Origin of the sequence: Enterococcus sp. DIV0840 (assembly GCF_050527835.1) — a bacterium.
Taxonomy (GTDB): domain Bacteria; phylum Bacillota; class Bacilli; order Lactobacillales; family Enterococcaceae; genus Enterococcus_L; species Enterococcus_L ureasiticus.
Genome location: NZ_CP172876.1, coordinates 993,126 through 1,017,843, shown reverse-complemented (window position 1 = coordinate 1,017,843; position 24,718 = coordinate 993,126). Strand labels below are relative to the sequence as shown.

Genomic DNA, 24,718 nt, shown 5'->3' with positions numbered 1-24,718 from the left:
TTTATGTTTTAGGGTGAATCATTCGTATCACTAATTGCTCACAAACACTTTGAAAGCTGACATTTGCTTCCCACTTTTGGCGTGCTTTCAAAATCAGTTCAACTCGTTGTGCTTGTTGTTCTATCACACGTTTGAGCTGTTCTTCTGCTACACTTTCAGTGAGTTGTTTGCGGTAATAAGCAAGTAATAAATCAAAACTCAACGCTTGTTGATCTTTTTCTTTAAAGACCTTGATCATCTTTTTTTGAACATAGACAAAAGCTTGTAAATCATCTTTTATCATGTAATCAAACCACTGTTGAGTTATTTCCCTAGCTTCATTAAACCATTCATCTTGAGAGATTTCAACTGCTTTGTCAAAACTATTTGTCAACTCTGCCAAAAGAGTTGCTGTATTTTTATTGATGCCAGATTCTACCAAAGCATGAACCAGTCTTTCCTTAACTAAAGGTTGGAAATGAAGAACCTGACAGCGTGATTGGATCGTCGGTAAAATTTTCGCTAAAGACGTCGTCTCTAATATCGCTAAAACCTTTCCTTCCGGCTCTTCTAGAAATTTTAACAAGCTGTTCGCAGCACCTATACTCATCTTATCTGCTTGTTCGATCAAGAAGACTTTTTGAGCGGTCTCTACCCCACTTTTGCTAAATTCTGCCTTCAAGGCTCTGATTTGATCCACTTTGATCGTCTGACCATCTGGTGCGATTCGTAAGACATCTGGGTGTTCATTTTCATTGATCCGCAGACAATTATTGCACTGATTGCAAGGATTATTTTCGGTCAGATTCGTACAGAAAATGTGTTTTGCCATCCATAAACCAAATTCTTTTTTACCAGTTCCTGTATCGCCTTCAAAAAGATAAGCATGGGCAAGACGACCATGCTCAAAACTTTTTTGAAGTTGCTGGTAAAGCAACGGTTGTTGTTCATTTAAAACGTATGCTTCATTCATCTTAATATTGATGGAATCCTTCTACTGGGAGAACAAAGACAGTTGCGCCGCCCACCTCAACCTCAACAGGATAAGGCACTTGTCCATCCATCGTAATATCTAGTGTTACAGGAGTTGACACATATTGTTTACGAGATTGGCATGTTTTTTTGATCAATTCCAATGCTTCATCCACACGATCATCATCGATCCCTACGATAAATGTACTATTTCCAGCTTTTAAAAAGCCGCCTGTTGAAGAAAGTTTTGTTGCACGAATATTGGTATCAATAAGTTCATTGGCTAAACGGTTACTATCTTTATCTTGGACAATCGCTAAAATAATTTTCATATTCGGTCACCTTCCTAGTTTCTAAAATATTCTGGATAACGTTTTACGATCGCTTGAAAGGTTGCTTCCACAACATCTTCCAAACTCATTCTGGCATCAATCTTCGTAATTCTTTCTGGGTTTTCTTCTACTAGTTTTAAATACTCGTGACGAACCCGTTGATGAAACTCAAGTCCTTCAGAATCCAATCGATCGATTTGCTGTTGACGATTATTTTTGATACGGTTCAGTCCTGTATCTGAATCTACGTCTAAGTAAATCGTAAAATCAGGTACCGTCCCTTCAATCGCAAACTCATTGATTGCAGCTATTGCTTCAACGCCAATACGTCGCCCAGCACCTTGATAGGCTAATGAGCTGTCTACAAAACGATCACATAAAACAATTTTGCCTTCTTCTAATGCAGGCAAAACTTTTTCCATCAAATGCTGACGTCTAGCTGCTGCATAAAGCAATGCTTCAGTCCGCTCATCCATCTCCTGATTTCTTGGATCTAAGATGATTTGACGAATTTTCTCAGCAATGGGAATACCGCCAGGCTCTCTTGTCTTAATGATGCTTCTCTCTGCTGCCAGATCCAGTCTTGGATATAACTCATTCAATACACTTGTCTTTCCTGCGCCATCTGGCCCTTCGATCGTTATAAAAATACCTTGCACTTTACTAATCCCCTTACTTACTTTGATTCCTTCTATCTATTATACTTTATCTGCTACAATCAGTCTAATTGAATTCCTTATTATTAAAAATTTCTTGATGAATAAATAAAACTGGAATGAAAAGCCCAATAGATTTTGCCATTTGATTGAAAAGACGTATAATCGAATTAGAGATAATAACAACAAAATGGGAGTGAGTTTTTTGGAAAATTTATTTGCAGCAGTTGATGCTTATTTTATTGAAAAATTAGTAGAAAACGATCCTGTCTTTGATCAAATCCTGACCAATAACCAAAAGTATAAATTACCGCCTCACGATGTATCCCCTTCTCAAGGAAAATTTCTTTATCTTCTTGCAAAAATAAAAGGAGCCAAACGTATTTTAGAAATTGGTACACTTGGCGGATATAGTACACTTTGGTTTGCTAAAGCTTTAGATGATGATGGACAGATCATCTCCCTTGAATATGATAAAACCCATGCAGACGTTGCTAAAGAGAATTTAGCCCTAGCTGGTGTTTCAAATAAAACAACGATTGTTGTAGGAGCTGCTTGTGATAGTTTAGAAGAAATGATCCAAACTCAAACGGCACCATTCGATTTAATCTTTATTGATGCAGATAAAGAAAATAATTCAGTTTATTTACACTACGCACTGCAACTTTCAACACCAGGAACCATTATTATTGGTGACAACGTTGTTCGTGAAGGGACTGTTCTTGATTCAAAAAGTTCTGATAGAAGAGTTTTAGGGGTACGCTCTTTTGTCGATGATCTTTCAACTTCTAAAACCTTAACTTCAACAGCTATTGAAACAGTGGGCGTTAAGGGATACGATGGTTTCACGATCAGTATAGTTGAAAAGTAAAAAAATGATTCAGGGAAAATTTCTCTGAATCATTTTTTCTTTACTTTTTAGGTCATCTTTGGGGCGTGGTATTGTTTCGATTTGAAGTATCGTATTCAATTCAAGATTTTAATGTCACGTTTGTTTATAACTTACTTTCAGTTATAGACTTTTTTCGTAATCTTTTCTATTCTAAAGTTCTCGTCGTCCTTCTACCGCTTTTAATAAAGTTACTTCATCTGCATACTCAATATCGCTGCCGACAGATAATCCGTGCGCTAATCTTGTCACTGTGATTCCTGCTGGTTTAATCAATCGAGAAAGATACATTGCAGTCGCTTCTCCTTCTGTGGTAGCATTTGTCGCAATGATGACTTCGTTCACTTCATCATCATGGAGACGTTGAATCAATGAAGCAATATTGATATCTTCTGGACCAGTTCCTTCCATTGGTGACAGTACACCATGAAGCACATGATAAAGACCATGGTATTCACGCATTTTTTCCATAGCCATAACATCTTTTGATTCTTCAACGACTAAAATAATACTACGGTCTCTAGTTGTATCCTGACAAATATCACAAGGATCTTCTTCTGTGATATTCCCACAAATACTGCAAAAATGTAGATCACGTTTCACACTGATCAAGGCTTTAGCAAAAGCATTAACATCTTCTTCTTTCATATCAAGTGTATAAAAAGCCAAACGAACGGCCGTTTTTTGACCGATACCTGGTAATTTCATGTAACTTTCGACTAATTTGGCGATAGGTTCTGGATAGTGCATATTTTCCAACAATTCCTTTCATATCAATCATTCAAAGAATGATTTTTTGGTTAAGGTAACAAAAAGGGTAACAAAACAATTAATATAATTCAAGTACATTCGTTTCATTTTCTTGTATTTTATCAAGATAATAACTCATAGTTGTTTTAGCATTCTCATGTCTGAGACGTTTTTGTATGGTCTTTATGTCAACGCCCATACTTAACAACCACATGGCATGACTATCTCTAAAATCATGTGTACGTATTTTTCTAAGCCGATCGCCTTTCTCTTTCTCGATATTATATTTATCTATTATTTGATTTTGCCAAAGTTTCCAGTTTCTTATAGCATACATACTACCATCATACATAAATATATATTCCATATCTCCCACAAGTTGTTGTTGGCTTTTCCATTTTTTAAGTAATTCTAAGTTTTTAGGAGATAGTTTAACCCAGCCTTTACTTCCAAAAGTTTTAGCTCCATCCATTGGACTAGCGGTCCAATTAATTTTATTTCTGTAATCTAAAGTACTGTTAATATAAATCGATCCTTTTTCCCAATCAATATCTGTCCACTTCCGAGCCATTAGTTCACCTACTCGTAAACCACTAAAAAATAAAGTATAAAATCCTGCTCTTCTCATCACATCAATATATTTGTATTCAGATATTGAATTAAAAAAATTATTAAATTCATTTACAGTCCAATAAGATATTTCACGCTTCGAATATTCCTTAACTCTTTTCACATCATGACCAACATTTTCAGTGATTATCTCTCTTTCAACAGCTAAATCAAGTACCTGATTGACACCGATTAAAACATTGTTAATATAGTGTGAAGATAAAGTCTCTCCATTAGAATTAGTTTTTTTCTGCAAATAATCTTTAAAATTAGCAATATCTTTTTTCTGTATATCCGCAATTTTATGTCCACTAAAATATGGAAAATAATATTTATAGATAAACATACGGTTTCTAAATGTACTAGCTTTTAAGGAACGTTCAAAATGAGGAATCGCTACAGATTCAAAAAAATCCATAAATTCCACTTTATTGGTATTAACATTTTCTATAGTTCTTTTTTCTAAATCATTTAAAAAAATGTTTAGCATTTCTTTTGCTTCACTTGCAGATTCAAAACCTTTTTTTATTGCCCATTCTTTTCCTAATATATTATTTTTGGGCAATCTTTTTTTATAAAACCATTTTTTTGATTTTTTATCTTTATAAACATTTTGTATCTTTGCCATGTCAATTCAACTCCATACCCAACTGCAATTCAACAGCATATAATGGAACACGTTGTACTTTCTTTCCAGCATAAAAGTTACAACCTTTTTCAACCACCATATATCGTTTTGCACTTCGGAAAATTCTTCTTGCTTGCGTTGAGTTAAAACCATGACTCTCAATGTCTTTTGTAGTTATGGTTTTCATTTTACCACACCTTTCATTTAAAAAATAAAAAAGCTTCCTTATTTCAAGGTAGCTTCAATTACAACTATTTTTATTCAACTACAAACTTATCTCTCACTCAATAAAATCACCATCGTTAAAATATTCATCGCAAAAATCCTCTATCTCTTTTGTGATTTCAAGTTCGATATCCTCGTAAGGATTATCACTATCATTATGTTTGTTAGACCACTTTGTAAAATTATGAATAATCACATGCCTAATATCAGTAAAATCTATATATTGATCATATTGATTTGTACCACTGGTTGTATTAATTACTATAGTATCTAAATCAACAAACCCTCGAAAGGTTCCAAATACATGATCTTTAACTCTTCCAAGGTGATCGCGAGAATTAAGTTGTATCTCAAGTACCTTATTTTGTGTAATGGAACGTTCTAAGCATTGCTCTATGTATGAAAGTTCTTGCTGCGGCAACCTAGTAATATTTTTCAAAGCTTCATTTTTTCCTTTTGTTATTGCCGCAGTAAGTTCTCCTAAAGCAAATGCTGTCATCCACTTTTTCATTTTTCGATCTTCGTATCGCATAAAATAAGTATCTAGCAAATCTGGTCTATCCGTCATAAAAACACCATCCTTTAAGATAGCATAATTATACGAACTTACGTTCTCTTTGTCTAGCCTGAGATATTTACCTTTACGTTAAAAAGACAACATACTTAAAAGCTCCACAACACTTTTGATTCCATTATATTTAATTTTATGACCTCAGCCATTCATCAATTGTTTTCACATTCCCTTTTGAAGCATACTCTGGACAACGTTCTTTCAACAACTTCTGAACTAAAACCTTTTTCTTTTAAATCCTCAACATTATATATTTTTTCATCTTAAATCCTCTTTTCTTATTAAATAGTTTTTTTCACTTAATACTCTTGCTTGACTGTGTTATAGGTCATTTCCGCTACTTTGCCATCTTTAACTTTCACTAGTAACAAAACCCTCACTTCCGAACCATTCTGCTGACAGTTCAGTAAAATAAAGTATTGGTCCTTTTCTCCATCAATTGGCTGATAAATACTAACAACTTCACCTCTTGAAGCCATCATAACCGCAGAATCAAAGTTAATTCCATTCATTCTAATACATTTATCTGTCATAACTTTTTTTAATTTACTGTTTCGATCATTGATACTATCATAGTTCGCATAAGCTTCACCAAATTCATTTAACAGCTTTTCAATGTCTACTGATTCTTTTTTACTATTTACACTGGGATCTTTTGTCTCTGTTATTTCACTACGTATATTAGAATCATTTTCTGTTCCCTCAACTTGTTTCATTTCTAAAGTAGCTGTTTCTGTTGTTTTTACTTCTTTTTTTTCTTGCTTACATGCTATTAAACCAACTATAAATAAAACTGCCACAAAAGATAATATAATTTTTTTCATTATCCATCCCCCTTATTTCTTTACTACTCGTTGAACTTCTTTTGCATAAACAATTTTTGGACTAAAGCCTTCTGAAAATTTAACTCGATATTCCTTACTTCTCACAGTTACCAAATAGCCATCCTCAAACTTTCTAGCCACAAACTCATTTTTATTGCATTTAAATCTTACACATACCTCTTTTACTTGTTTTCTTGTTAACACCTTTTGCTTTCCAAACATAATTTCCTCCTATTTTTTCCTTATAATACTTGTTACATTAGGAAAATTCACACCCCACGTAAGATTATATTTAGCACAAATCCGTCCTTGACCTGAATTTTGCTCATACGTAGTAAACTCATTGTCACCTGATACACTAGCGATAATTCCTGTGTGACCATAAATACTGGTTGCACCACCGCCTTGTCCCCAATTGATAATATCGCCAGCTTTGATATCAGAATAACTAGGATTGTGTACAACAGTCCATCCGTTACTTTCCCAAGCATAACTTGACCCAATCAATGAAGCACTAATTGTTTCACCAACATTACCTGAAATACCATTAGGACTTCCAGCGCCTAAATGAATCCCTGTATTGAAACTATCGACATAAAAACTTGTCAATCCATAACATTCACCGTTATATACTTGTTGTCCCATTTTTGTTTCCAGTACATCAATTTTGCCACCACCAACATTTGCTGAACCACCACCTTGACTTCCTTTAGAAAGACGATTGTACCAATTGTTTGCACTTGTTTTTCGTTGTGCTTGTTGAATTGGATCAAATTTTGTCCCTGCACGTTCCCAATGAACCAAGATATCAATTGTTATTTGGTTAATATCTGTTCCTTTAGAAAATTTCTTCAACAGCATACTATCAGAGGAATCATGGTTCCATGCAAAATCAAGTTGGACCGCAATATCTTTCCAATCTTTTTTCTGTTCTTTGGCAAAATTTAGCAGATTAACTCGTCTACCACTATCCCATTGAGCCAATCCCATTGCATATCCACCCAGACTTGGATTGAATGCTATAGCATCTTGAAATGGCAAATCACTTTGTATACGACTAGGAATTAAACCACTTTCATGTTCCATATTTCCTAACCACGCACTAGCAAATTCTTTCGTCCCACCATTTTTTAATACAAATTGATACACTTCAAACGCAACTTTTTCTTGATCTGTTTGTGGTGATAAATCTGTTGTTGTCCCATCTTCTGGCGACCCAGCTATCATAACAATAATAATTATGACAGGCAGAAAGAACACAAACAAAGCAACACTAATCTTTTTCACTCCTTCACCTCCAAAAAAAACGAAAAAAGACTGAATCATTATCAGTCTTCATCGTTTAATTCACTTTCTATTTCTTTCCCAAAAAATATATCTTCTGGAAATTCTTTGTCTAGTTCGTATTCGTCCCTTTCAACCACAGTTTCTTTTTCCACTTGTTCTAGTTCTTTTAATTCATTTATTTCATCACTTGATTCTAAACTAATTTCATCTAAATTATCAACCGACACTGTTGTTCCATCTTCTAAGCTTTCTTCTGTTACATCCGTGTACATTTCAGGCATCTTATCATCTACTAAACCACGATCAACATTAACGTCTTCCAATTCTATTTTCGACTCAATACCATTCGTAGAATCATCGTCTATTTCGACAAATTCAACATCTTCTGTAGGGCTTTCTGATGGAATCGTTGGTGAATCTTCTTGATTTTCTACCCATTCATCCAATCCATTTTGTCCCTCTGGTTCGTTCATGTCGCTATCTTTAAAGTTATAGCGCCCTAAATTCATTGCTTTATCGTTTGGCATTAGTTTATTAGCACCATCCATCATTAACATTTGATTACCCGTATAGGCACCCGCTGCTAATTCTACACCTCCAACCCCAATCTCTTTGGCACGCTCTTTCTTTTCTTCCATTTTTTCTTCTGTTTTCTGTAGTATTTCTGGTTGTTCAACTTGACCATCTGTAAAAAATCCTAATAATTCATATTTATTTTTCCAAATAGATTTATACAGAAAGTATTTAATGATAATCAACACAAAATTACTAACTAAAATAAAAATACCGCCTGTCATTAGAGTTAGAATAGGCGTAGCAACTAATTTCATTGCATTTAAATAAATCGTATCGATCACTTTATTAGCCCAAAAGAACACCGCTAAGAAGACACCTAAAACAACTGGAAAGAATAGTAACCCAATCAACAATTTAAAGAACTTAAATAGCATCGACTGACAAGCTGGTACAAACGATAGTAAAAAAAAGACTGGCGCAACAATGATCAATAATGTAATAATCAACTGTATCACGCTTAACATCGCATTTACATACAATGATGGATATGACGTAACCATTGTATTAACTCCACCTGTAAAAATTGCCACAAGCTTCTCCATTGTTTTATCCAAACTAACCTGAACATAAGGATTATCTTCTTTTATACTATCAATGTACTTTTTACGATCCTGTTCAAACGTCTTTTTCTTTTCTTTGGATAACCCACTGGGCATTAATAGTTTTTTCTCGTCTATCTTCTTACCATTTTCCATCTCACCGTCTAATGATCCTGTGTTTACGTAATAAAAGGTTTGCTTAATTGTCGCATTAAACAGTGGCGTATCATCTATTGCTTGTTCCGAACTAACGTTAGAAAAATCATTAGAACCACTAGTAAAATTATTTTTAACGGCTGTCGCAACATTCGAGACACTTTCCACTAAAAATAGCCCACCAGATTGTGAACCCGAAGGTATAGCAATTGATCCAAACCAAAATACAAAAAGTACAAATACAGCCAGATAGTGAAGCAAAACCTTGCTAAAACTTTTCTTGCTCACAAAGAAATTATAAAGAAGGTAATAAGCACTCAAAAGGATTAGCAACGCTAGAATACTTCCTTTTGTAATTTCTTTACCACCAAAATTCTTTAAAATTTCCACAGAAAGCGTATAGGCCTCTTGTTGTTTTGACATGATTAAATCTGTTTGATCTAATAACTGTTGTTGTATCAATACACCAGAAGTAAATAATCGCAAAATAAAAAAAGGCATATCGACAAATAGCCAATTTATCCCTTCCGCAAGCTTCCCAAGAACACCACCATCTGCCAGATAAGGAGCATAGCTATCAATCAAATAATTCATATCTATTCCCCCTTCTATGCAACAAATTGATTTTCCATGATCGAAGCATCTGTATCATCAACTGTTTTGAACAGTTCTAGCCACTCATCAAACAACACATGAACAACAACACGATTAATTTGACCAAACATATCTTTAAATAGACACTGTCCTTGCACCATATTCGATACCCATTTCAAATTAATTTCATTTATCGGTAGGTTTAAATGTTTCAGAATTCCTTCACGATTGTTCACTTCATCAAAACAAATTACCATACCGAATCCTGTTCCGTCTTCGTTATCATCCAAATCTTCTACAGATTGTGTAATCAGGACTAAGAAGTTATTTTGAGAACGTCCAACACGTTTCATTGATTTTAGAATCCCTTTCCCTTCGGAAGAAGATTGGAAAATCCAACTTTCATCAAAGAAAACAATTGTTTCTTCTTTAGGATCACGAGAACCAAACTTACTACAAAACATTCCCAATGCAAACATCAACGTTACCGAGAGACGTTTATTTTCATCTAATACTTCACCTTTTTCTTTTGGCAAATCTAAATCTTGAATTTCTAAAATAGTGACCTTTTTATCAAAGGAAAGTCCTTCTATATCACCATTAGAAAATGCCAGCTCTAAAATGGAGCCTTTAATCGTAGAAGTCAAATAACGTCCCATATCTCGTACATTTTCGTTTTCATCACTCTTGAATTCTTCAATCACATGCCAGAAACCAACCTGTTTTCCTTTTACTCGTTCCTCAATAATTTTGGAAATAGCTTCATTAATGGCTGTTTTTTGTTTTAAATCCCACGTACCTTCATAAATATTCGTCAACATTGCTTTCGCTGTACTAATTGCTTCTGTTGGATCAAATAATACGATAGGATCAAGAACTCCTCGATTATCTTTGTTTCTGACATCTAACGTTACAAAATTAAAAGACTCAATAAACTCAACATCCAATGGATATTTTTTACGATACTCTGGATCATTAATCGTATGCATGAATTGCCTACGCATTTCTTTTTTAGGGTCAATATACAATACTTTATCTTTCAATAAAGCACATTCCATAAATAATTTTTTCGCTGTTACAGATTTTCCATTCCCTGTATCGCCTGTTAAAGCAATATGAGGATTATTTGTTTTCTTCCCTTTTATACCTTGCTTATTAGACAGAAGCATATTCAAATAGATCAAATTTTTTGAACTAGCAATAATAGATTCTCTATCTTCTTTTTCTTCTAACGTGCTATCCACACGCCCAAAATAGAATCCTAAATTTGTTCCAGATCGCAAAGACGTAAAGAAATTTAATTCTGCAAAACTATCTACTGTACTTGTATGTTGCCATTTAGAAGGCTTCATACGGATAAAATTTCCAAATAACGTAGATTGGTAAATATACGGTGTATCAAACGTTGCCTTCCATAACGGAATACCAAAACCATCAAAACGATTCAATAGATATTTTTTACGGGCTTTCATTTGTTTTTTCGTTGCACCAGTCACAATTAGATAGGCTGACCAATCTAAAATATCTTTACCATCATCTATTTGCTGGTCTAAATCATCTAAAGACAACTGACCTTCCATGATTTTTCTTTTTTGTTTAGAACCAGCTATTTTCGCTTCTTGCATAATGTTTTTTGTCCGAGTTTTAGCTCTTGAACTACGACCTGTTAATCCTAATTGACCACTACGTTCACTAAATAAACTACCAATCTTCACTTCAACAGGAAACGGCATTTTTTGAACTATCTCTAATAAATGGTTGCCATCTAAAAAGACCCCCATATCGCCGATCGGTAAGGCATCAACAAAGCTTTCTCCATAACCAGAAGATAATTTCAATCCACCACCAAACAATGGTTTTATTCTCGTATCCATTAAATTGTCCACTGACTGGCACGTCATAACGTCTTTTCGTTCATGCGGAATATTCTTTAAGAATTGATAGGCTTGATAATAATACAATTCATCTTCTGTTAGTCGTTCCGCCAACAATTCGGATAAATTTTGAAAGACTTCATTTTCTTGTTCCTTGTATTTTCTACCCCACCCTTCGTCCAGCTCTACTTCTAAGCCTAAACCATTCACCACTTTTTCCGAAAATGAGTCGGTACGCTGGCGTATTCCCTCCTTAAAATCAACGGCTATTTCTGCTTTACTTAGCGGAACACCAACTAACCAACAATACTCATACACCATTCCCATTTCTTTTTCCAAAGCAACAACAGTTTGCTTTAATTTATCGACACCGACCTTATAGTTACTTTGATCAATGATAGAACGCAATGCGCCCATTTTCCCTCGTATATCTGTATTCACAGGAGATAATGTAACCTCAACCCCTTTATTTCCTGACAAACGTTTCAACGCTCTTGCGACCTTACGTTTTGTTTTTTCTTTCTTTTCTCCATCTGTCAACATGACTGTTTCGCTTTTAATCCGATAATAAGCGATAGCAACCTTTTCTTTGGTTAACACAATATTTTTATGCGTTTCCGCTCGTAGCGGATATTCTAATAACATTCTTTTCCTCCTTACTATCTTTCAAATGAGAACTCTTCCACTTCTTTCACGCGTTCAAAGCGATAAATACATCGGCTATCAATGACGAATTCTCGAATATAAGAAAATACATCCATGACATATACCAGCCCCTTTTTTCCATCAATTTCTGTTTCTGAATACCAACGTGCGATCTTGTGTGGTATAAAAAATAAAATAATCAAATTTACATTAATATCAAAAAATATAGGAAACGTATAAACTTGTCCCAGCATTAAAAATAAAACAAAGAATAAAAAATAGACAAGAAAATAAGAAAGTCCTATAGGCTGAGAAAATGCCCATAACAACTTTCCTTTTGGCGACCGTATAACTTGTATTTGATAAGGGGCTTTTAATCCCCTACTGTAATCATAATATTTCATTGCTTTCTCCTTACTTGAAATTAACTCCAAATAGACTTGTAATCCATTTAACCAAACCTAATACTGTTTTCCCCTGATTGTTAGCGAAATCCATTACCACTAAAGCAATTAAAATAGTTGAGCCAATCTTTAACCACTCTGCACCCTTCCAGTGTTTCATAATCATTCCAATCACTACAGCTGAAACAATTGTGATAAATCCACCTTTTAAAAAACTATCTAAATTAGTAACGTTCATCTACTTACTCCCTACTTTCTGTAAAATAATGTTTAAGTGTATAAATAAATCGAGAATTTTCTGTTTCTCCAATCCATAACGTGAAATTCTCTGTATGTGTCCTTTTTGTTTCTTTATCTTCAAAAACTGCTGAAACTTGTACCCCTTGTGATTCTTTGTCATTGGTCTCAAAGAAATTCAACGAGCCTTTTTCTAACTCTTTTAACTTCATAGAACCTGTAGTTAATACTGGTTCTTTCATTAACAAAGCAAGTTCTTCTTTCGTCCCTTCTGCATACTTCCCGAAAAACAATACTAAGAATGTTTCAATTTTTTTTCGTTCTTTATCATCAACATCCAATGGTTTTTTTACTGTTTCTAATGGAGCTGTCTTTCCTTTAGGCATATCCAATGCTAAAACATATGGACGTGAGACAATCGCATACAATCCATCTTTTTCAACAATCGGCAATACCAACACTTCACTCTTTTGAATCGTTTTCTTTTCCAATTTTTCTTCATAACTTATCGTCACATGCGCTAACAAACTTTCAGAAGACTTTTCTACCTCTGATAATTCGACACTTTTCATGGTCCGTTTGTATTTGCCTTTGATCCCTTCATCTAATTGTCCGACATCAAATGAAACATATGAGGACAAACGTTTAAAACGCTTCTCAGTATCTTTTTCTTCGGAATCATAGGTGATATACTCTTTCATAAACCCTTTAACATAGTGTGACAAACTAACCACATCAATTTCTTTTGTTTCTTGTGGCTTTTCCTGTTTTTCCAGCATCTCTACTTTTTTAACTGTTTCTGACATATTTGTAGCCATTACATTAGAACGCACAACAGCAACACCAGAAAACATCAGCAGTGCAACAAAGCTGATCGAAACAGCGGTGGTCGCTTTTTTTCTTGACACTTTTTTGACTTTTGGTGTTTTTTCTACTTTTTCTTTCTTTTTAATTTTTTTCCAATTCATACAGTGTTACTTCTCCTTCCCATTATTATTGATTAGATTTCTTGATCCCAAGTCAATTAGTATTCTATATATTTTTCTTGTGCAAAGAAAAATAGAATAAAAAAAAGAACACGGCACAAAAATATTCATTGCAAATGGTACTTGTAGAAAAAATATCATCATTGCACTACTAGCTAAGATCAAAAAAGGACGATTAATTAAATTATCAAATCGTCTTTCACTACTATTTTTTTTGGTAATTCGTTTTTTCTGATCCACCATTTAACATTCCTTCCAATTCTTTTTTTGTATTTTTAACTCCTTTTAAAACAAGAACGTTCCCTTCAATACTTACCCCATCCAAAATCTGTGATCGCCCTTCTACATAACTAAAATCTCTCATTGAATTTTCTTTATATCCTTCTACCGAAACTCTGACTTCAAAGTCATCATCCAACGCAGAGAGAAAATTTCTTAACTGACTTAACTTCATTTTCGCCTCCCTTTCTATTTTTAATGTTTAACTATTAATTCAAGTTTTTTTCACTAAACATCAATAACTGTTTTTCAAATGTTCTCAAAAATACTGACTTAATGACTCTATCAGCATAAACACGACCATTAATAGTAGCACCGTTTGGTAAATAACCACTTTTATAAAAATAGTAGTAATAGCTACTATACATTTTTTCTCCAGTTGGCTTCCGAATATAACGCCCTTCAACGAAAACACTGGTAATAGCTGTTAACGGATATTCTGCAACAAATTCTCGTTTCACATTAAAAGAGATATCATCTATTCCAATATTTTCGAAAACAAATTTTTTGTGGTCTTCAAAATGGACAATATCTTCATCATCAATCGTTGTTTCATTGACTACAAAACCATGTAATGACAACATTTCAACAACCGATCGCTTAGAATATTTTTTAAAGAAGTCACTTTGCTCTCTGAAAACAGGCATGATATTCCTTGACCCCATTTAGTTAACCCTCCTCATGTAATTTCGATAATAGGATTTAAAATTGTCTCTAAAATCAATTAGAAGCCTTTCGAGTCCTCTATTAACAGCAGTAATTGATCGACTAATAATTAACTCTTCATATCCCTCAGGGTAATCATCATGCTTCCTGAAATAATCACGAGCTATTTTCTTTTCTCGCTCTAAAATATGTCCATAGCCATCTTCAACAAACATTTCACGCTTCATCTGATTCATTCGCTTTAATTGGTCCAAGTGAGATAAGATAAAATTTTCTTCATCTATAATTTGAGAAGACCTTTTAAATAAGTGAGAACGTTTCAGAAAATTAGTTTTTACTTGCTCAGACAGAACATCTTGATCTGGTGATCGCCCGTGTTGTTTAGTAAATGAATCATAAAACAACTCACTTGATTCTTTTTCTAGTTCTAACAATGATTCTTCACGAGCAGTCATTTTCTTTGCATCACCAATCAATAAAAGCTTCCTGAATAATTGGATATAAGTATTCACAAAATATTCTTTGCTTAATTCTTCATTTAAATATCGAACCATTGAAACACCTCCCTAATTTTTCAAAATAAAAAAAACAGCTATTCGATAACAGCTGTTTTCCAAAAAAATTCAACAAATTTTATTGTTCTATCAATTCATTATTAACAACTTTCCATTCAAACCATTCCGAGAAATCTTGTTTAAATCCATTTTGACTATACTTCTCTTGCAACAAGTACTCTTCTTCATTGTTTGCATCTAAATATGTTGGCTTATCTTTTGGACGGGCATACACACCGATCCACGTTGCATAATCACCTTCAAAATAACTATCTGGTACAAAATTTTTCGCTAACAATAACTTTCTTACTTTTGCTTCCAGTTCACTTTTATTTTTTGGTCGATAATTTTTATATTTTTTACGAATATCACAGAAATTAGCAACCCTAAAACTATAATATTTTAAAGCATTAAAATATTCCTCCCAAACTCCTTTATCTACATTCTGAATGTCTTTTTCATACACAGAGAATAAATGACGAAATCTTTTACTCTCTTTTTCGCGCTCTTCAATTTCAAAAAAGCAATTTTCAAATGTTTTTTTCAAAAATGGAATGGTCAAATCGCCTCCTTCATCTAGAGTTTTGATATCTTCCATTGTCCTTTCCAATAAACTATTTGTCATTTTTACTAGCTCTACTTTTTGACGAACTTCTCGTGTAAATTTTGTAGCAAGTTCTTGACTCATAAATATCTCTCCTTTCATTTTTTAGAAAGCATATTCTTCTTCTAAATCGAACTCTTGACTCATATATCCTCTTAGATCACTATTATTTCCATTGCCTAAAAGTAAATCTTTTGCATCGACACAAACCATGTCAATCATTTCTTCATGCTTTTCTTTTAGTTCCGCCAGATCAATACGCTCCATCAATTCGTTCGTTCCCATGTAATTATCAATCAGTTTTATCATTTTTAGGGAAGGTGCTAGATAATTTGTTAACCAACGAAGTGTTTTTTCAATACTCGGTTTTTCGCCTTTCACAGAAAGCTTTAAACCCTCCATTTTATCAATGACGTTATACCATGACTGACAGAAAACTTTCATCTCATTTTCAATTTCATAAACATTTAGTGAAGCATTGATAATTTCCTTCACTAGCCAATCTAAGCTTTCACCACTTGATAAAAAATATTCAACAAATAGGAACGCTTTTTCATCGGCTAAACGAATTTCATATCGGTTTTTAACTTCATGTTTCAATCGAGCATCTTCGACTGACATTTTTTCTTTTTTTGCCAACTCATAGTCCTTTTGATAAAAGTTGAAATATAACGGTGATTGTCTACTGCCGAAATAAAGAGACAATCCTTTATTTACCATTTTTCCACCTTCATAAGAACATCCACCGTTAAAATCAAAATTTTTAAATGTTGTATCAACTAACCCTTGTTCCATTTTTTCTTTGAGATTATATAAATCAAAATTTTCTTCGCCTTCTACGATCAGCTCGTCTAATGCAATATCGATACGTGTTATTTTTGTATCAACAACCATTCCTTGACCAAACAAATCATCTTCATACAGCGACCAGAAAAATTCCGTCCATGATCGGTCATTGTCCTCTTCAAAAATTTGTTCTAATTGACGACAACCTTCGCCAGATAAATCCAACATGATCCCCATGTTACTATCTTCTGGATTTCTGAATATCCTAATCGATCCATAATAAAATGTTTCGGTATAGTGATAAAAACCTCTATTTTCATGAGTGAACCAATTCATATCCATGTGTAACACTTTTTCAATCACAGTTTGTATATCCAATGTTTTAAAACGGACACGCAAGAAATCAATTTTCGCTTCAACTGAGTTTACACCGCCATTCAAATGCAAAACCTTTTTAATTTTTTTCTCCACCGTTTTTGAAATTGTACGTTGACCTGATTCAATTTTTGAAATTAAACTGCGTTCTACTTCTAGCCTTACGGCTAATTCGCTTTGCTTAATTCCTAACTCTTTTCTATATCGCTTCAACCCTACACCATCCACTTAAATCTAAACACCTCTTTTTGATGCTAGATTATTAACTCTTTTACGAAGCGATAGCTTAATTAAAGCTTGATACCGTTCTTTTATTCCAGAACTCTCAACAATTGGAATAGCACCATCCACGAAACGGTGATATAAATTTTTCTTCATCCGTAACACTTCATCATCCGTTTCATACATTTCATAAAACCCAGCTTCTCTAGCATTTAGCCATTCAAATTCATGAATTATTTCAGGAACAACGATATCTTTTATTTCTTGTTTTATTTGATCTATATTTATCGTATTCATTTTCCTCAAACCTTTCTTTTTGGATAATGTGACAAACTACTGTAAAAAATGTGACAAAATAAAAATCGCTCAATCCCTTGTTAAGCAAGGAGTTACAGCGACTATTTTACGTTATAATTTAATTTCTACCCCCATATTATAAAACGGGGGTAAACAGTTCAGCTAAAAGTACGTGAGGATATACGATATGTTTTTACGTATACAGTGAGGTTAGGGGCAGGTGCCTGACGGCACCGCCCCTAACCTCACTTACGAAAAACATATCAATCCTCAACGACTTTTAGCTATGAGCATTTTTTCTACTCCAAAACCAAAGCCAATCTCAAAAAAACTATCTACCGTATAGACCGTTTCGATTTCTTTATTTTTCCAGCGTTCTATCAGTGTCTCTAAGTGTTTACTACTAGAGTTATTGAAAAACTCAAGAAAATCGATCATTCTAACATCATCCTTAGATATCCCTTTTTTATTAAATTTTTGCAAACACTCTAATTTCATTTCTTCACATTTACTATTCCAGTATTCTCGTAAATGGTTTTCTGATTTAATTTCCATATCTTGACTCCTTTTTAATAGATACTTAGATGTTACAATTCTCATTTTTCAGTTCTAGGATTTGCTTCTTCAAATTACCATTTTCATCCAGTACCTTTTTAGTCAATTCAATCAATTGTTTTGTATCGTTACGTAATTCATTAAATTCTTTCTTACTAACTTCAATAGTTTCTTTTTGTTCCTTTTCTTCAACTGACATAAAAATGGTTTTTATTGCTTCATCAACAGAAATATTTTGCTTTCTCATGGAAACTAAATTTTTAAACTGTTCTACTTGATCAAAACTAAACACCTTATAACCATATGATCTACCAGCAGTATTTTTTGCATACTGTCTTACAAACCTAGTATCCGTTAATTTTTCAACTTTATTTGCCCAATTTTTCAAAGTTTTTAAACTGATAGCAAAATTAAGTTCTTGAATTACTTCATCAAATGAATACACAGCAACCATCACCTACGCTTACTGGTATAATCTTTCCACACAATTTCTGCTTTAGGCTCTAAATTATTTTCGACATAACGATCCACTTCAACAGTAGTTCTATATTTGTTTTCTTTGTTATACAAATAACAAATGTGGTCTAAATCTTGCCGAAATGTGAAACTAAACCAAAACTCAAAAAAATTCCGAACTCCTTCATCGTCTTCACTTCTGCCTTCTTTTTTTGATTGATCTAAGAACTTTCTCCGAATTCTCTCTCTCCCTATTTCCCAATAATCACGTAAATGATTTTCTGATTTAAATTGCAATATAACTCACCTCCATTTACAATAATTCATCGATCAATGCAGTAACATCACTAGCAATTAAAATATCAAAATCATCATTGTAAATAACACCTTCGACATCTGCCATTTGTTTTACAGATTTTAGCATTAGCTTGTAATTTTCGGCACTCTTATATCGATCATCAAATTCAACTCGATCAAGTGTTTCATTCGTTCCATTTCTTATAACCTCTTTGAATACTTCTCTTTTAACTTCTGTAAGATATTCTTCAATTGTTTTCGATGGAACTTTTTTTAATAGAGCTAAAACTTCAGTTACAATTTCATCTACAAATAAGTCTTGATATTCTGCATAGTCTTCAAAGTGATAATCTGTTAAACCATCTTTTTTCACTCTTGCCATCAAATCAGCAAAACCATTTGTTTTAACATATAAAAGATTAAATCTTTTATTTAAATCACTTGCAGTATACTGAGTTTCAACTTCCTTAAAAATATCCATTTTCAATCTTTTTAACAATTCATTTTGACTATACACTTTTGTTCCCCCTAATATTTTTGACTTAATTCATCAAGAAACGCTTTTTCCTCGTTTCCACTTGATGCTACAGCTAAAGCTTCTCTATCAAATGTTTTTTCAATTGTTTCAGATAGTTTTTGAACTTCTGCTTCTGCAATTCGTTCATATCCTAGTTCATCACTAATTTTCAAAAATTCCTCGATAAAATCAAAATCACTAGGAACAAACGGACTATAAAGTTCACTAGCCACATCTCCGCCTTTGGCAACGTAGCCACGACCATAAACAACTTCACCGTCAACTTTTTCAACAAATTTGAAATTCTTGTTTTTATTTTCATCACCAAAAATCATCCAGTTACCAGTTTCACTTAAACGCCCCACAGACATACGGAACATAAAGTTATCTCGTAGAGCAGTTTTGATAAACTCACCATCTGGACGTTGCATTGCAACAATAAGAAAGATACCGCATTGACGAGCTTTTAACACAATTTGAGTTAAGTATTCTTCTACTTCTCCTGCTGTTTTAAAATCATTGGATAGTTCAGCCATCCATGCAGCGAACTCATCAATGACTATAAATTTAGGTTTCAATCCATAATAAGCATAGTTTTTACCCATTTTGTACTTAGGTGAGGTGTTCATTTCTTCAAAACGATCATTCATTTCTGATACAGCATTTTTTAAACAGGTAACCATGTCTTTGCCACTATGAACTTTCCCTTCAAACAAAGGTAATTTCCCTAATGCCATCAAATCAGAACGTTTTGGATCACAAATCTCAATATCTGCCACTCGAACTAATGCATAAATAAGCGATAGCAACGTGAACGTCTTTCCTCCACCAGTACCACCGCCTAGCAATAAATGTGGGTCTTTATCAAAATACCAATATAGCCCCTTCATCAACTGAACTTTTCCTTTGTCAGCAACCATTTCTCGAATAGAAATTCGTTTGTTATACACATTCGCTCTTAATTCATAGACAATAAATCCCTTTTCATCGACTTTTTTTATCATATCGGCAGTTAATGCCGTTTCCAAAAATCCTCCAATCGTTAAAAATTTATCTTGAAATTTATTGCCTTTTGTTTCAAAAGCAACTTCAAACGTTTCTTTTCGTTTTCGGTAATAGATTTTCGGGAAAATAATTTTTTCTTTCGTTTTTCCCTCACTCGTTTTTTTCTGTACTTTGTTGTAATACGTGTTATCAATCACCATTTTAGCTAAAATTTGACGTTGTTCTACTCTTGCAAAATAGCCATCACGTACAATTGAAATTCGTTTTAGTAACAAAATAAGGATATTTGATACAACCGTTACAATAAGGATCGTTGCAATAGGTAATACATACGCTTGCCACTCTTTTGTTCCAGCATCAACTAATGGATAAATTTGTTTGTAGCCAATAAAATAACCCAATAACGCAAATATAGGAGCAAATAATGCAAGTTGATAATACAAAAGTAACTTTCTACTGGAATGACGAATACGCCTACCACGATATTTGAATATCTTCTTTAGCATTTAATTCCACCAATCTCATTCAGAATCTTTAATAATTTCAATCATTTATTAAAACCCTTTCTCTTTAAAAAATTGTGTTGCTTGTTTCCAAATTTCATGCTTTGCCGTATCAAATTTACTAGATATCAACTGTTCCGCTTGATCTTGTGGGATTGGATCATCTAGTAAAAATAATTCCTTTCTAAATTCCTGACAAGCATTTGAGAGATTAAAAAAAGCATCAAAATATTGTCTTTTTCTATCTGATTCAAATTTTGTATCAAAGAATTGTTGTAACTGTTTCTTAAAATTGTAATAGATTGTTTCATAGGGTTGCTTATCTAATGTACTCAAAAAATTCTCCTTTCTTTTCAATTTTTTAAACATTTCTTTTTTCCTATATGCATAACTCCTCTCTAACTTTTTATATAAACTAATATCTGACTATGTTTTTTTCATAATCACAGATTAATCTATATAAAAAGGACACTTCCAAAACTGGAATGCCCTTTTCATCTTTATTTTAATAGACCTAATTTTTTGCAGATTGAGGTTTCTTATCTTCATTCGGTGGTGCAACTACCCCACTTTTCGCTTTTTTAATTCCAGCAGAACGAACTTTAAATGCTTGTTCAGACTGGATTTGATCGTTGTAGCCTTTATAAGAATTAAGCCACGCTAACGCAGTAACATGACCTGTAAGTACTACTTCATCATCATAGGCAATTCCTGACAATTCAAAGTCAGCAGGAATAGCAATTTCAATTTGATCGTTTAATTCCTCAGAATACAGAGTTACATTTTGTTCTCTTACAACCTCAGTTACATTGTTTTCTGAATCTCGTTCAAAAATTTGTTGAACAGATAAATAATTTAAAGTCCCAAATGTAGCTTCTACATCAAAATCATTAATAATTCGATCTTCAAATAATAATCCCATTTTATTTTCCTCCCTTTTCGACAACTTCTAATTTTTCTGCATACACAACCAAATCAATCGTTCGACTTCCGCCATTAATATTATTTCGTTTTGCATTGATCCTAACACTAGGCTTAACCAATCGAACAATCATTCTTCCTTTAAATGCTACTGAATTTCTCAAAACAGGTACAATAATTTCAAAGTCTGGTTGTTGTTCACTAGAAGCTGTAAATACACGTCCTTTTACTGGTGATCCATCCACATAAACATCTCTTTCACCTTTATAAGTAGCTTTGATTTTATTTCCTAATTGACTTTCTTTTAGTACGATTCCAGCAATTCTATTTGACATTTCTTTTCCTCTTTTCTATTTTTTAAATTTATTTTTGTTGTCAACAATAAAAAAAGAAGAAGCTTTTTTCACTTCTTCTTACTCATTTTCTTCTGTTGTGTTTTCTGTTTCTTCATATGATTTCTTACGTTTTAAGAACATAGCTCCAGCAACTCCTAAAAGAACTAACAGACCTACTACAGTAGCGCCACGCATCATTTGCTCACCAGTGTAAGGCAATGAACCTTTTGGTGTTTCTTTTGGCGTTTCTGGTGTTTTAGGTGTTTCTTTTGTAACTGGTGTGATATCTTGCGTTTTTTCTTTGCCGTCAAAGTTATGTTTCGCTTCAACTGGTTTATGCACTAATTCTTTAAAGCGATAACGTGTGCCTTTTGGGTCTTTTTTGTAGTCATAATCTGACAATACACGTTCAGTCATTTTCTCATCAGTCATCTTCAAATCGACTTTCCCAGAAGACCAAACATCTTTTTCTTTTCCATCAGGATAAATAGCTACTTGAATTGTTTCATATACAAGAACACTCCCTTTCGGAATATTCTTAGTTGTAATAGTCACATCATCATAGAATTTAACATTTTCACCCCATATAAACGTCTGAGTTTTACCATCTCCAGTATGCGCTTGCGTTGAGATACCCACTTCTGGTTTTTCAACAACTTCTGCCTTGTCTTTCAGGGTATACGTACCTAAATCCACATTTTCACCTTTAGATAATTCTAATTGTGTGAATTTTTCTTCGTTTAATACATTCCCGCTCTTTTGATCCTTGATAACGAAGGTAAATGTTTTCGTTTCTTTGTCATAAGAATGTGTAATCTCAATAGGATCAACATTCTTATACCCTTCAACACCTTTTGTTTCAGTCAAGACATAATCATCAAGTGCAATGTCAGCAAACCTAAAGTATCCTTTTTTACTGTCTACTGTAGCCGTTTTAACAACGTGAGTTTCTCCTGTTCGCTTGTTTGTCAGCGTAAACTCAACATCATTTTTGAACATTTCGTTTGTTTCATTTTGAATCAGTTTTTGACCATCAAAATTCATACGAATAACATCTTCATTACTTTTACTGTCTTTAATAACAACTGGAGTATCTTGATCTTTATAGGTCAATACAACAACGTGTTTTTCTGGATCAAGTGCATAACCAACTGGAGCAACGGTTTCTTTCCAATAATAAGTCGCCAATGGCTGTCCCTCGATTGTAGCTGTTTGATTTTTGTCTAATGTAAATTCTTTAACCAACTTGCCATCCTCTTTAAACCAACCATATTTTGCACCAGTCATAGGATAGTTAGGATTCAAAGGCTTGTCTGTTTCAGTTGTTTTATCAACCTTTGTTAGTGTTGATTTACCTGTTGCACGTTCATTTCTAAACTCAACTGGTGTTACTTGACCAACTTTAACTGTTACTTTTTTAGTATTGTTTTTCGCTTTGATATAAGGAGCAGGTACAAACGTTTCAGTAATTTCTACTTCCGTTCCGTCGTAAACATCTTTTAGAAGCCCTTCACCTTTCGCATCTGTTTTCACTTTTTGCGTTTTTCCGTCTGAAAGATTTTTCATATCAAACTCGGTATTTGGCACTACTTCTCCTGTACCTTCATCAAGTTTAGTTACCTTAATATCGCCTGTTTTAATTACTTTTAGATTAATTTGAGTCCAATTTGGATCATCAATAGCTCCAGCCATTGTTTGTTGTGAACCTGCTAATGAATAAGCTACTGGAGTTCCTACATCTAACGATTTAGAAAGCCGTAACACTCCTTCAATATTAGAATCCTTTCGAGGTGTGATGGTGATTTTATTACCATCAATTGAATAATCAACTTTTGCAGAGTTCAATGCCTCATTATCAAATCGAGATAGCCCTGAATTGTTAGAATCCGTCAAAGTCATTGATTCGCCAACTTTTATAGTCACTTTTTTACCATCGAAACTCGGCTTTTTCTCATAATCAGTAATGATTTGATTGATTTTTGCTTTTACACTAGCAACATCAATTAAACTTCCATCTGGTCGGCGTAAATAATTGAGCGTTTTTCCATATTGATGTTCCCAAAGCATAAGTTGTGCAACTTGCTGTGTATCTTCATCATCTCCAGCATACTTCCACAAAACTGTTAAATATTTTGATCGTTGATCATTCGCAAATGCAGGCAACGGATTTGACGTATAACCTGGAGTTACTGAATTTACAATTGGTACTGCAGGTTCAATACAGAAAATCGGTTGACGTTTTCCTTCATATACCGCATATAACGGCGGAATACGTTCATCAAATGCACTACCATCTGAATTTGTCCCTTTCGCTACATACATCCTATTGTTGTCATATTCCACAGTTACTTCTTTTGGAAAAATAACCCCAGCATTTGCGACCACTGGTAAAATTGTTGTTGAGACCACTTGACCTAAAACAACTAAACTAGCAAATAAATATTTTGCTTTCTTCTTAAAATTAATTTTCTTCATAATATCCTCCTATTTTATTGTATGAAAAATAACAATCTTAATGGTGGTTCTCTGCTCCTAATACTTATAACTCTCACCTCTTTCTATTATTTTTGAGCATAAAAAAAGCAACCTCTAATTTAGAAGTTGCTACCTAAA

The 24,718-nt window shown here is 33.5% G+C and carries 31 protein-coding genes; 1 reads left to right on the top strand and 30 read right to left on the bottom strand.

Annotated features, from left to right (window positions below; all coding sequences use genetic code 11):
• Position 1: 1 nt before the first annotated feature.
• Genes holB through tmk form a run of 3 tightly spaced genes read right to left on the bottom strand, consistent with a single transcriptional unit; the run spans position 2 to position 1,942 of the window.
• A complete protein-coding gene (holB, locus tag IGL98_RS04835; protein ID WP_206846411.1) occupies positions 2-952 on the bottom strand; it encodes a DNA polymerase III subunit delta' in 951 nt (316 codons plus the stop codon).
• A 1-nt stretch (position 953) separates the two neighbouring features.
• Positions 954-1,283, bottom strand: a complete 330-nt coding sequence (locus tag IGL98_RS04830) for a cyclic-di-AMP receptor (RefSeq protein WP_206846412.1) — start codon at positions 1,281-1,283, stop codon at positions 954-956.
• Positions 1,284-1,297: 14 nt separating this feature from the next.
• A complete protein-coding gene (gene tmk / locus IGL98_RS04825) occupies positions 1,298-1,942 on the bottom strand; it encodes a dTMP kinase (RefSeq protein WP_069645447.1) in 645 nt (214 codons plus the stop codon).
• 202 nt (positions 1,943-2,144) lie between these two features.
• On the opposite strand from tmk, the gene IGL98_RS04820 reads away from it, so the two are divergent.
• The gene (locus tag IGL98_RS04820; RefSeq protein ID WP_206911587.1) at positions 2,145-2,810 is read left to right on the top strand and encodes an O-methyltransferase; all 666 of its coding nucleotides are present in this window, start codon (positions 2,145-2,147) and stop codon (positions 2,808-2,810) included.
• Between the two features lie 171 nt (positions 2,811-2,981).
• On the opposite strand, the gene recR is transcribed toward IGL98_RS04820, so the two are convergent.
• The 27 genes from recR to IGL98_RS04685 all read right to left on the bottom strand — a co-directional run bounded on the left by recR (position 2,982) and on the right by IGL98_RS04685 (position 24,580).
• Positions 2,982-3,578, bottom strand: coding sequence for a recombination mediator RecR (recR, locus tag IGL98_RS04815; RefSeq protein ID WP_206846415.1), 597 nt, complete (start codon positions 3,576-3,578; stop codon positions 2,982-2,984).
• A 79-nt stretch (positions 3,579-3,657) separates the two neighbouring features.
• Positions 3,658-4,815, bottom strand: coding sequence for a tyrosine-type recombinase/integrase (locus tag IGL98_RS04810; protein ID WP_206911588.1), 1,158 nt, complete (start codon positions 4,813-4,815; stop codon positions 3,658-3,660).
• Between the two features lies 1 nt (position 4,816).
• Complete coding sequence (locus IGL98_RS04805) at positions 4,817-5,002, bottom strand: DUF3173 family protein (protein WP_206911589.1); 186 nt, start codon at positions 5,000-5,002, stop codon at positions 4,817-4,819.
• Between the two features lie 93 nt (positions 5,003-5,095).
• Positions 5,096-5,608: a hypothetical protein gene (locus IGL98_RS04800; protein WP_206911590.1), complete on the bottom strand. Its 513-nt coding sequence runs from the start codon at positions 5,606-5,608 to the stop codon at positions 5,096-5,098.
• Between the two features lie 302 nt (positions 5,609-5,910).
• A complete protein-coding gene (locus IGL98_RS04795) occupies positions 5,911-6,435 on the bottom strand; it encodes an EF0163 family protein (protein ID WP_206911591.1) in 525 nt (174 codons plus the stop codon).
• 12 nt (positions 6,436-6,447) lie between these two features.
• Positions 6,448-6,657 carry a hypothetical protein gene (locus tag IGL98_RS04790; protein ID WP_206911592.1) on the bottom strand — a complete coding sequence of 70 codons (210 nt, stop codon included), beginning with the start codon at positions 6,655-6,657 and terminating at the stop codon, positions 6,448-6,450.
• A 9-nt stretch (positions 6,658-6,666) separates the two neighbouring features.
• On the bottom strand, positions 6,667-7,662 hold the full coding sequence (locus IGL98_RS04785; protein WP_242590089.1) for a phage tail tip lysozyme: 996 nt from the start codon (positions 7,660-7,662) through the stop codon (positions 6,667-6,669).
• Positions 7,663-7,763: 101 nt separating this feature from the next.
• On the bottom strand, positions 7,764-9,587 hold the full coding sequence (locus tag IGL98_RS04780) for a hypothetical protein (RefSeq protein ID WP_206911594.1): 1,824 nt from the start codon (positions 9,585-9,587) through the stop codon (positions 7,764-7,766).
• Positions 9,588-9,601: 14 nt separating this feature from the next.
• Complete coding sequence (locus IGL98_RS04775; RefSeq protein WP_206911595.1) at positions 9,602-12,106, bottom strand: ATP-binding protein; 2,505 nt, start codon at positions 12,104-12,106, stop codon at positions 9,602-9,604.
• 14 nt (positions 12,107-12,120) lie between these two features.
• Entirely contained in the window at positions 12,121-12,510 is a 390-nt protein-coding gene (locus tag IGL98_RS04770) for a TcpE family conjugal transfer membrane protein (protein WP_206911596.1), read from the bottom strand.
• A gap of 10 nt (positions 12,511-12,520) precedes the next feature.
• Entirely contained in the window at positions 12,521-12,748 is a 228-nt protein-coding gene (locus tag IGL98_RS04765; RefSeq protein ID WP_206911597.1) for a hypothetical protein, read from the bottom strand.
• Positions 12,749-12,752: 4 nt separating this feature from the next.
• Positions 12,753-13,715, bottom strand: a complete 963-nt coding sequence (locus IGL98_RS04760; RefSeq protein ID WP_206911598.1) for a conjugal transfer protein — start codon at positions 13,713-13,715, stop codon at positions 12,753-12,755.
• A 223-nt stretch (positions 13,716-13,938) separates the two neighbouring features.
• Complete coding sequence (locus IGL98_RS04755) at positions 13,939-14,187, bottom strand: hypothetical protein (RefSeq protein ID WP_206911599.1); 249 nt, start codon at positions 14,185-14,187, stop codon at positions 13,939-13,941.
• A 34-nt stretch (positions 14,188-14,221) separates the two neighbouring features.
• Positions 14,222-14,677, bottom strand: a complete 456-nt coding sequence (locus tag IGL98_RS04750) for a hypothetical protein (RefSeq protein ID WP_206911600.1) — start codon at positions 14,675-14,677, stop codon at positions 14,222-14,224.
• Complete coding sequence (locus IGL98_RS04745; protein ID WP_206911601.1) at positions 14,678-15,232, bottom strand: hypothetical protein; 555 nt, start codon at positions 15,230-15,232, stop codon at positions 14,678-14,680.
• Positions 15,233-15,311: 79 nt separating this feature from the next.
• Positions 15,312-15,920, bottom strand: a complete 609-nt coding sequence (locus IGL98_RS04740; protein WP_206911602.1) for a Phi-29-like late activator — start codon at positions 15,918-15,920, stop codon at positions 15,312-15,314.
• Between the two features lie 21 nt (positions 15,921-15,941).
• Positions 15,942-17,225, bottom strand: a complete 1,284-nt coding sequence (locus IGL98_RS04735) for a replication initiation factor domain-containing protein (protein WP_206911603.1) — start codon at positions 17,223-17,225, stop codon at positions 15,942-15,944.
• 6 nt (positions 17,226-17,231) lie between these two features.
• Positions 17,232-17,516: a hypothetical protein gene (locus IGL98_RS04730; RefSeq protein WP_206911604.1), complete on the bottom strand. Its 285-nt coding sequence runs from the start codon at positions 17,514-17,516 to the stop codon at positions 17,232-17,234.
• 270 nt (positions 17,517-17,786) lie between these two features.
• Positions 17,787-18,071: a hypothetical protein gene (locus IGL98_RS04725; protein ID WP_206911605.1), complete on the bottom strand. Its 285-nt coding sequence runs from the start codon at positions 18,069-18,071 to the stop codon at positions 17,787-17,789.
• 25 nt (positions 18,072-18,096) lie between these two features.
• The gene (locus IGL98_RS04720) at positions 18,097-18,516 is read right to left on the bottom strand and encodes a hypothetical protein (protein ID WP_206911636.1); all 420 of its coding nucleotides are present in this window, start codon (positions 18,514-18,516) and stop codon (positions 18,097-18,099) included.
• Positions 18,517-18,524: 8 nt separating this feature from the next.
• A complete protein-coding gene (locus tag IGL98_RS04715) occupies positions 18,525-18,824 on the bottom strand; it encodes a hypothetical protein (protein WP_206911606.1) in 300 nt (99 codons plus the stop codon).
• A gap of 16 nt (positions 18,825-18,840) precedes the next feature.
• Positions 18,841-19,341: a hypothetical protein gene (locus tag IGL98_RS04710; RefSeq protein ID WP_206911607.1), complete on the bottom strand. Its 501-nt coding sequence runs from the start codon at positions 19,339-19,341 to the stop codon at positions 18,841-18,843.
• Between the two features lie 11 nt (positions 19,342-19,352).
• A complete protein-coding gene (locus IGL98_RS04705) occupies positions 19,353-20,852 on the bottom strand; it encodes a cell division protein FtsK (RefSeq protein WP_206911608.1) in 1,500 nt (499 codons plus the stop codon).
• Between the two features lie 48 nt (positions 20,853-20,900).
• The gene (locus IGL98_RS04700) at positions 20,901-21,218 is read right to left on the bottom strand and encodes a hypothetical protein (RefSeq protein ID WP_339099613.1); all 318 of its coding nucleotides are present in this window, start codon (positions 21,216-21,218) and stop codon (positions 20,901-20,903) included.
• 145 nt (positions 21,219-21,363) lie between these two features.
• Positions 21,364-21,771 carry a DUF961 family protein gene (locus IGL98_RS04695; protein ID WP_206911610.1) on the bottom strand — a complete coding sequence of 136 codons (408 nt, stop codon included), beginning with the start codon at positions 21,769-21,771 and terminating at the stop codon, positions 21,364-21,366.
• A gap of 1 nt (position 21,772) precedes the next feature.
• Positions 21,773-22,105 carry a hypothetical protein gene (locus IGL98_RS04690; protein WP_206911611.1) on the bottom strand — a complete coding sequence of 111 codons (333 nt, stop codon included), beginning with the start codon at positions 22,103-22,105 and terminating at the stop codon, positions 21,773-21,775.
• A 78-nt stretch (positions 22,106-22,183) separates the two neighbouring features.
• Positions 22,184-24,580: an MSCRAMM family protein gene (locus IGL98_RS04685; protein WP_206911612.1), complete on the bottom strand. Its 2,397-nt coding sequence runs from the start codon at positions 24,578-24,580 to the stop codon at positions 22,184-22,186.
• Positions 24,581-24,718 lie beyond the last annotated feature (138 nt).

Bases quoted from the DNA above. Each gene is read 5' to 3' on its own strand.
- holB (WP_206846411.1), bottom strand. From the start codon at position 952: ATGAATGAAGCATACGTTTTAAATGAACAACAACCGTTGCTTTACCAG.
- IGL98_RS04830 (WP_206846412.1), bottom strand. From the start codon at position 1,283: ATGAAAATTATTTTAGCGATTGTCCAAGATAAAGATAGTAACCGTTTA.
- recR (WP_206846415.1), bottom strand. From the start codon at position 3,578: ATGCACTATCCAGAACCTATCGCCAAATTAGTCGAAAGTTACATGAAA.
- IGL98_RS04810 (WP_206911588.1), bottom strand. From the start codon at position 4,815: ATGGCAAAGATACAAAATGTTTATAAAGATAAAAAATCAAAAAAATGG.
- IGL98_RS04805 (WP_206911589.1), bottom strand. From the start codon at position 5,002: ATGAAAACCATAACTACAAAAGACATTGAGAGTCATGGTTTTAACTCA.
- IGL98_RS04800 (WP_206911590.1), bottom strand. From the start codon at position 5,608: ATGACGGATAGACCAGATTTGCTAGATACTTATTTTATGCGATACGAA.
- IGL98_RS04795 (WP_206911591.1), bottom strand. From the start codon at position 6,435: ATGAAAAAAATTATATTATCTTTTGTGGCAGTTTTATTTATAGTTGGT.
- IGL98_RS04790 (WP_206911592.1), bottom strand. From the start codon at position 6,657: ATGTTTGGAAAGCAAAAGGTGTTAACAAGAAAACAAGTAAAAGAGGTA.
- IGL98_RS04785 (WP_242590089.1), bottom strand. From the start codon at position 7,662: ATGATAGCTGGGTCGCCAGAAGATGGGACAACAACAGATTTATCACCA.
- IGL98_RS04780 (WP_206911594.1), bottom strand. From the start codon at position 9,587: ATGAATTATTTGATTGATAGCTATGCTCCTTATCTGGCAGATGGTGGT.
- IGL98_RS04775 (WP_206911595.1), bottom strand. From the start codon at position 12,106: ATGTTATTAGAATATCCGCTACGAGCGGAAACGCATAAAAATATTGTG.
- IGL98_RS04770 (WP_206911596.1), bottom strand. From the start codon at position 12,510: ATGAAATATTATGATTACAGTAGGGGATTAAAAGCCCCTTATCAAATA.
- IGL98_RS04765 (WP_206911597.1), bottom strand. From the start codon at position 12,748: ATGAACGTTACTAATTTAGATAGTTTTTTAAAAGGTGGATTTATCACA.
- IGL98_RS04760 (WP_206911598.1), bottom strand. From the start codon at position 13,715: ATGAATTGGAAAAAAATTAAAAAGAAAGAAAAAGTAGAAAAAACACCA.
- IGL98_RS04755 (WP_206911599.1), bottom strand. From the start codon at position 14,187: ATGAAGTTAAGTCAGTTAAGAAATTTTCTCTCTGCGTTGGATGATGAC.
- IGL98_RS04750 (WP_206911600.1), bottom strand. From the start codon at position 14,677: ATGGGGTCAAGGAATATCATGCCTGTTTTCAGAGAGCAAAGTGACTTC.
- IGL98_RS04745 (WP_206911601.1), bottom strand. From the start codon at position 15,232: ATGGTTCGATATTTAAATGAAGAATTAAGCAAAGAATATTTTGTGAAT.
- IGL98_RS04740 (WP_206911602.1), bottom strand. From the start codon at position 15,920: ATGAGTCAAGAACTTGCTACAAAATTTACACGAGAAGTTCGTCAAAAA.
- IGL98_RS04730 (WP_206911604.1), bottom strand. From the start codon at position 17,516: ATGAATACGATAAATATAGATCAAATAAAACAAGAAATAAAAGATATC.
- IGL98_RS04725 (WP_206911605.1), bottom strand. From the start codon at position 18,071: ATGGAAATTAAATCAGAAAACCATTTACGAGAATACTGGAATAGTAAA.
- IGL98_RS04705 (WP_206911608.1), bottom strand. From the start codon at position 20,852: ATGCTAAAGAAGATATTCAAATATCGTGGTAGGCGTATTCGTCATTCC.
- IGL98_RS04700 (WP_339099613.1), bottom strand. From the start codon at position 21,218: ATGTTTAAAAAATTGAAAAGAAAGGAGAATTTTTTGAGTACATTAGAT.
- IGL98_RS04695 (WP_206911610.1), bottom strand. From the start codon at position 21,771: ATGGGATTATTATTTGAAGATCGAATTATTAATGATTTTGATGTAGAA.
- IGL98_RS04690 (WP_206911611.1), bottom strand. From the start codon at position 22,105: ATGTCAAATAGAATTGCTGGAATCGTACTAAAAGAAAGTCAATTAGGA.
- IGL98_RS04685 (WP_206911612.1), bottom strand. From the start codon at position 24,580: ATGAAGAAAATTAATTTTAAGAAGAAAGCAAAATATTTATTTGCTAGT.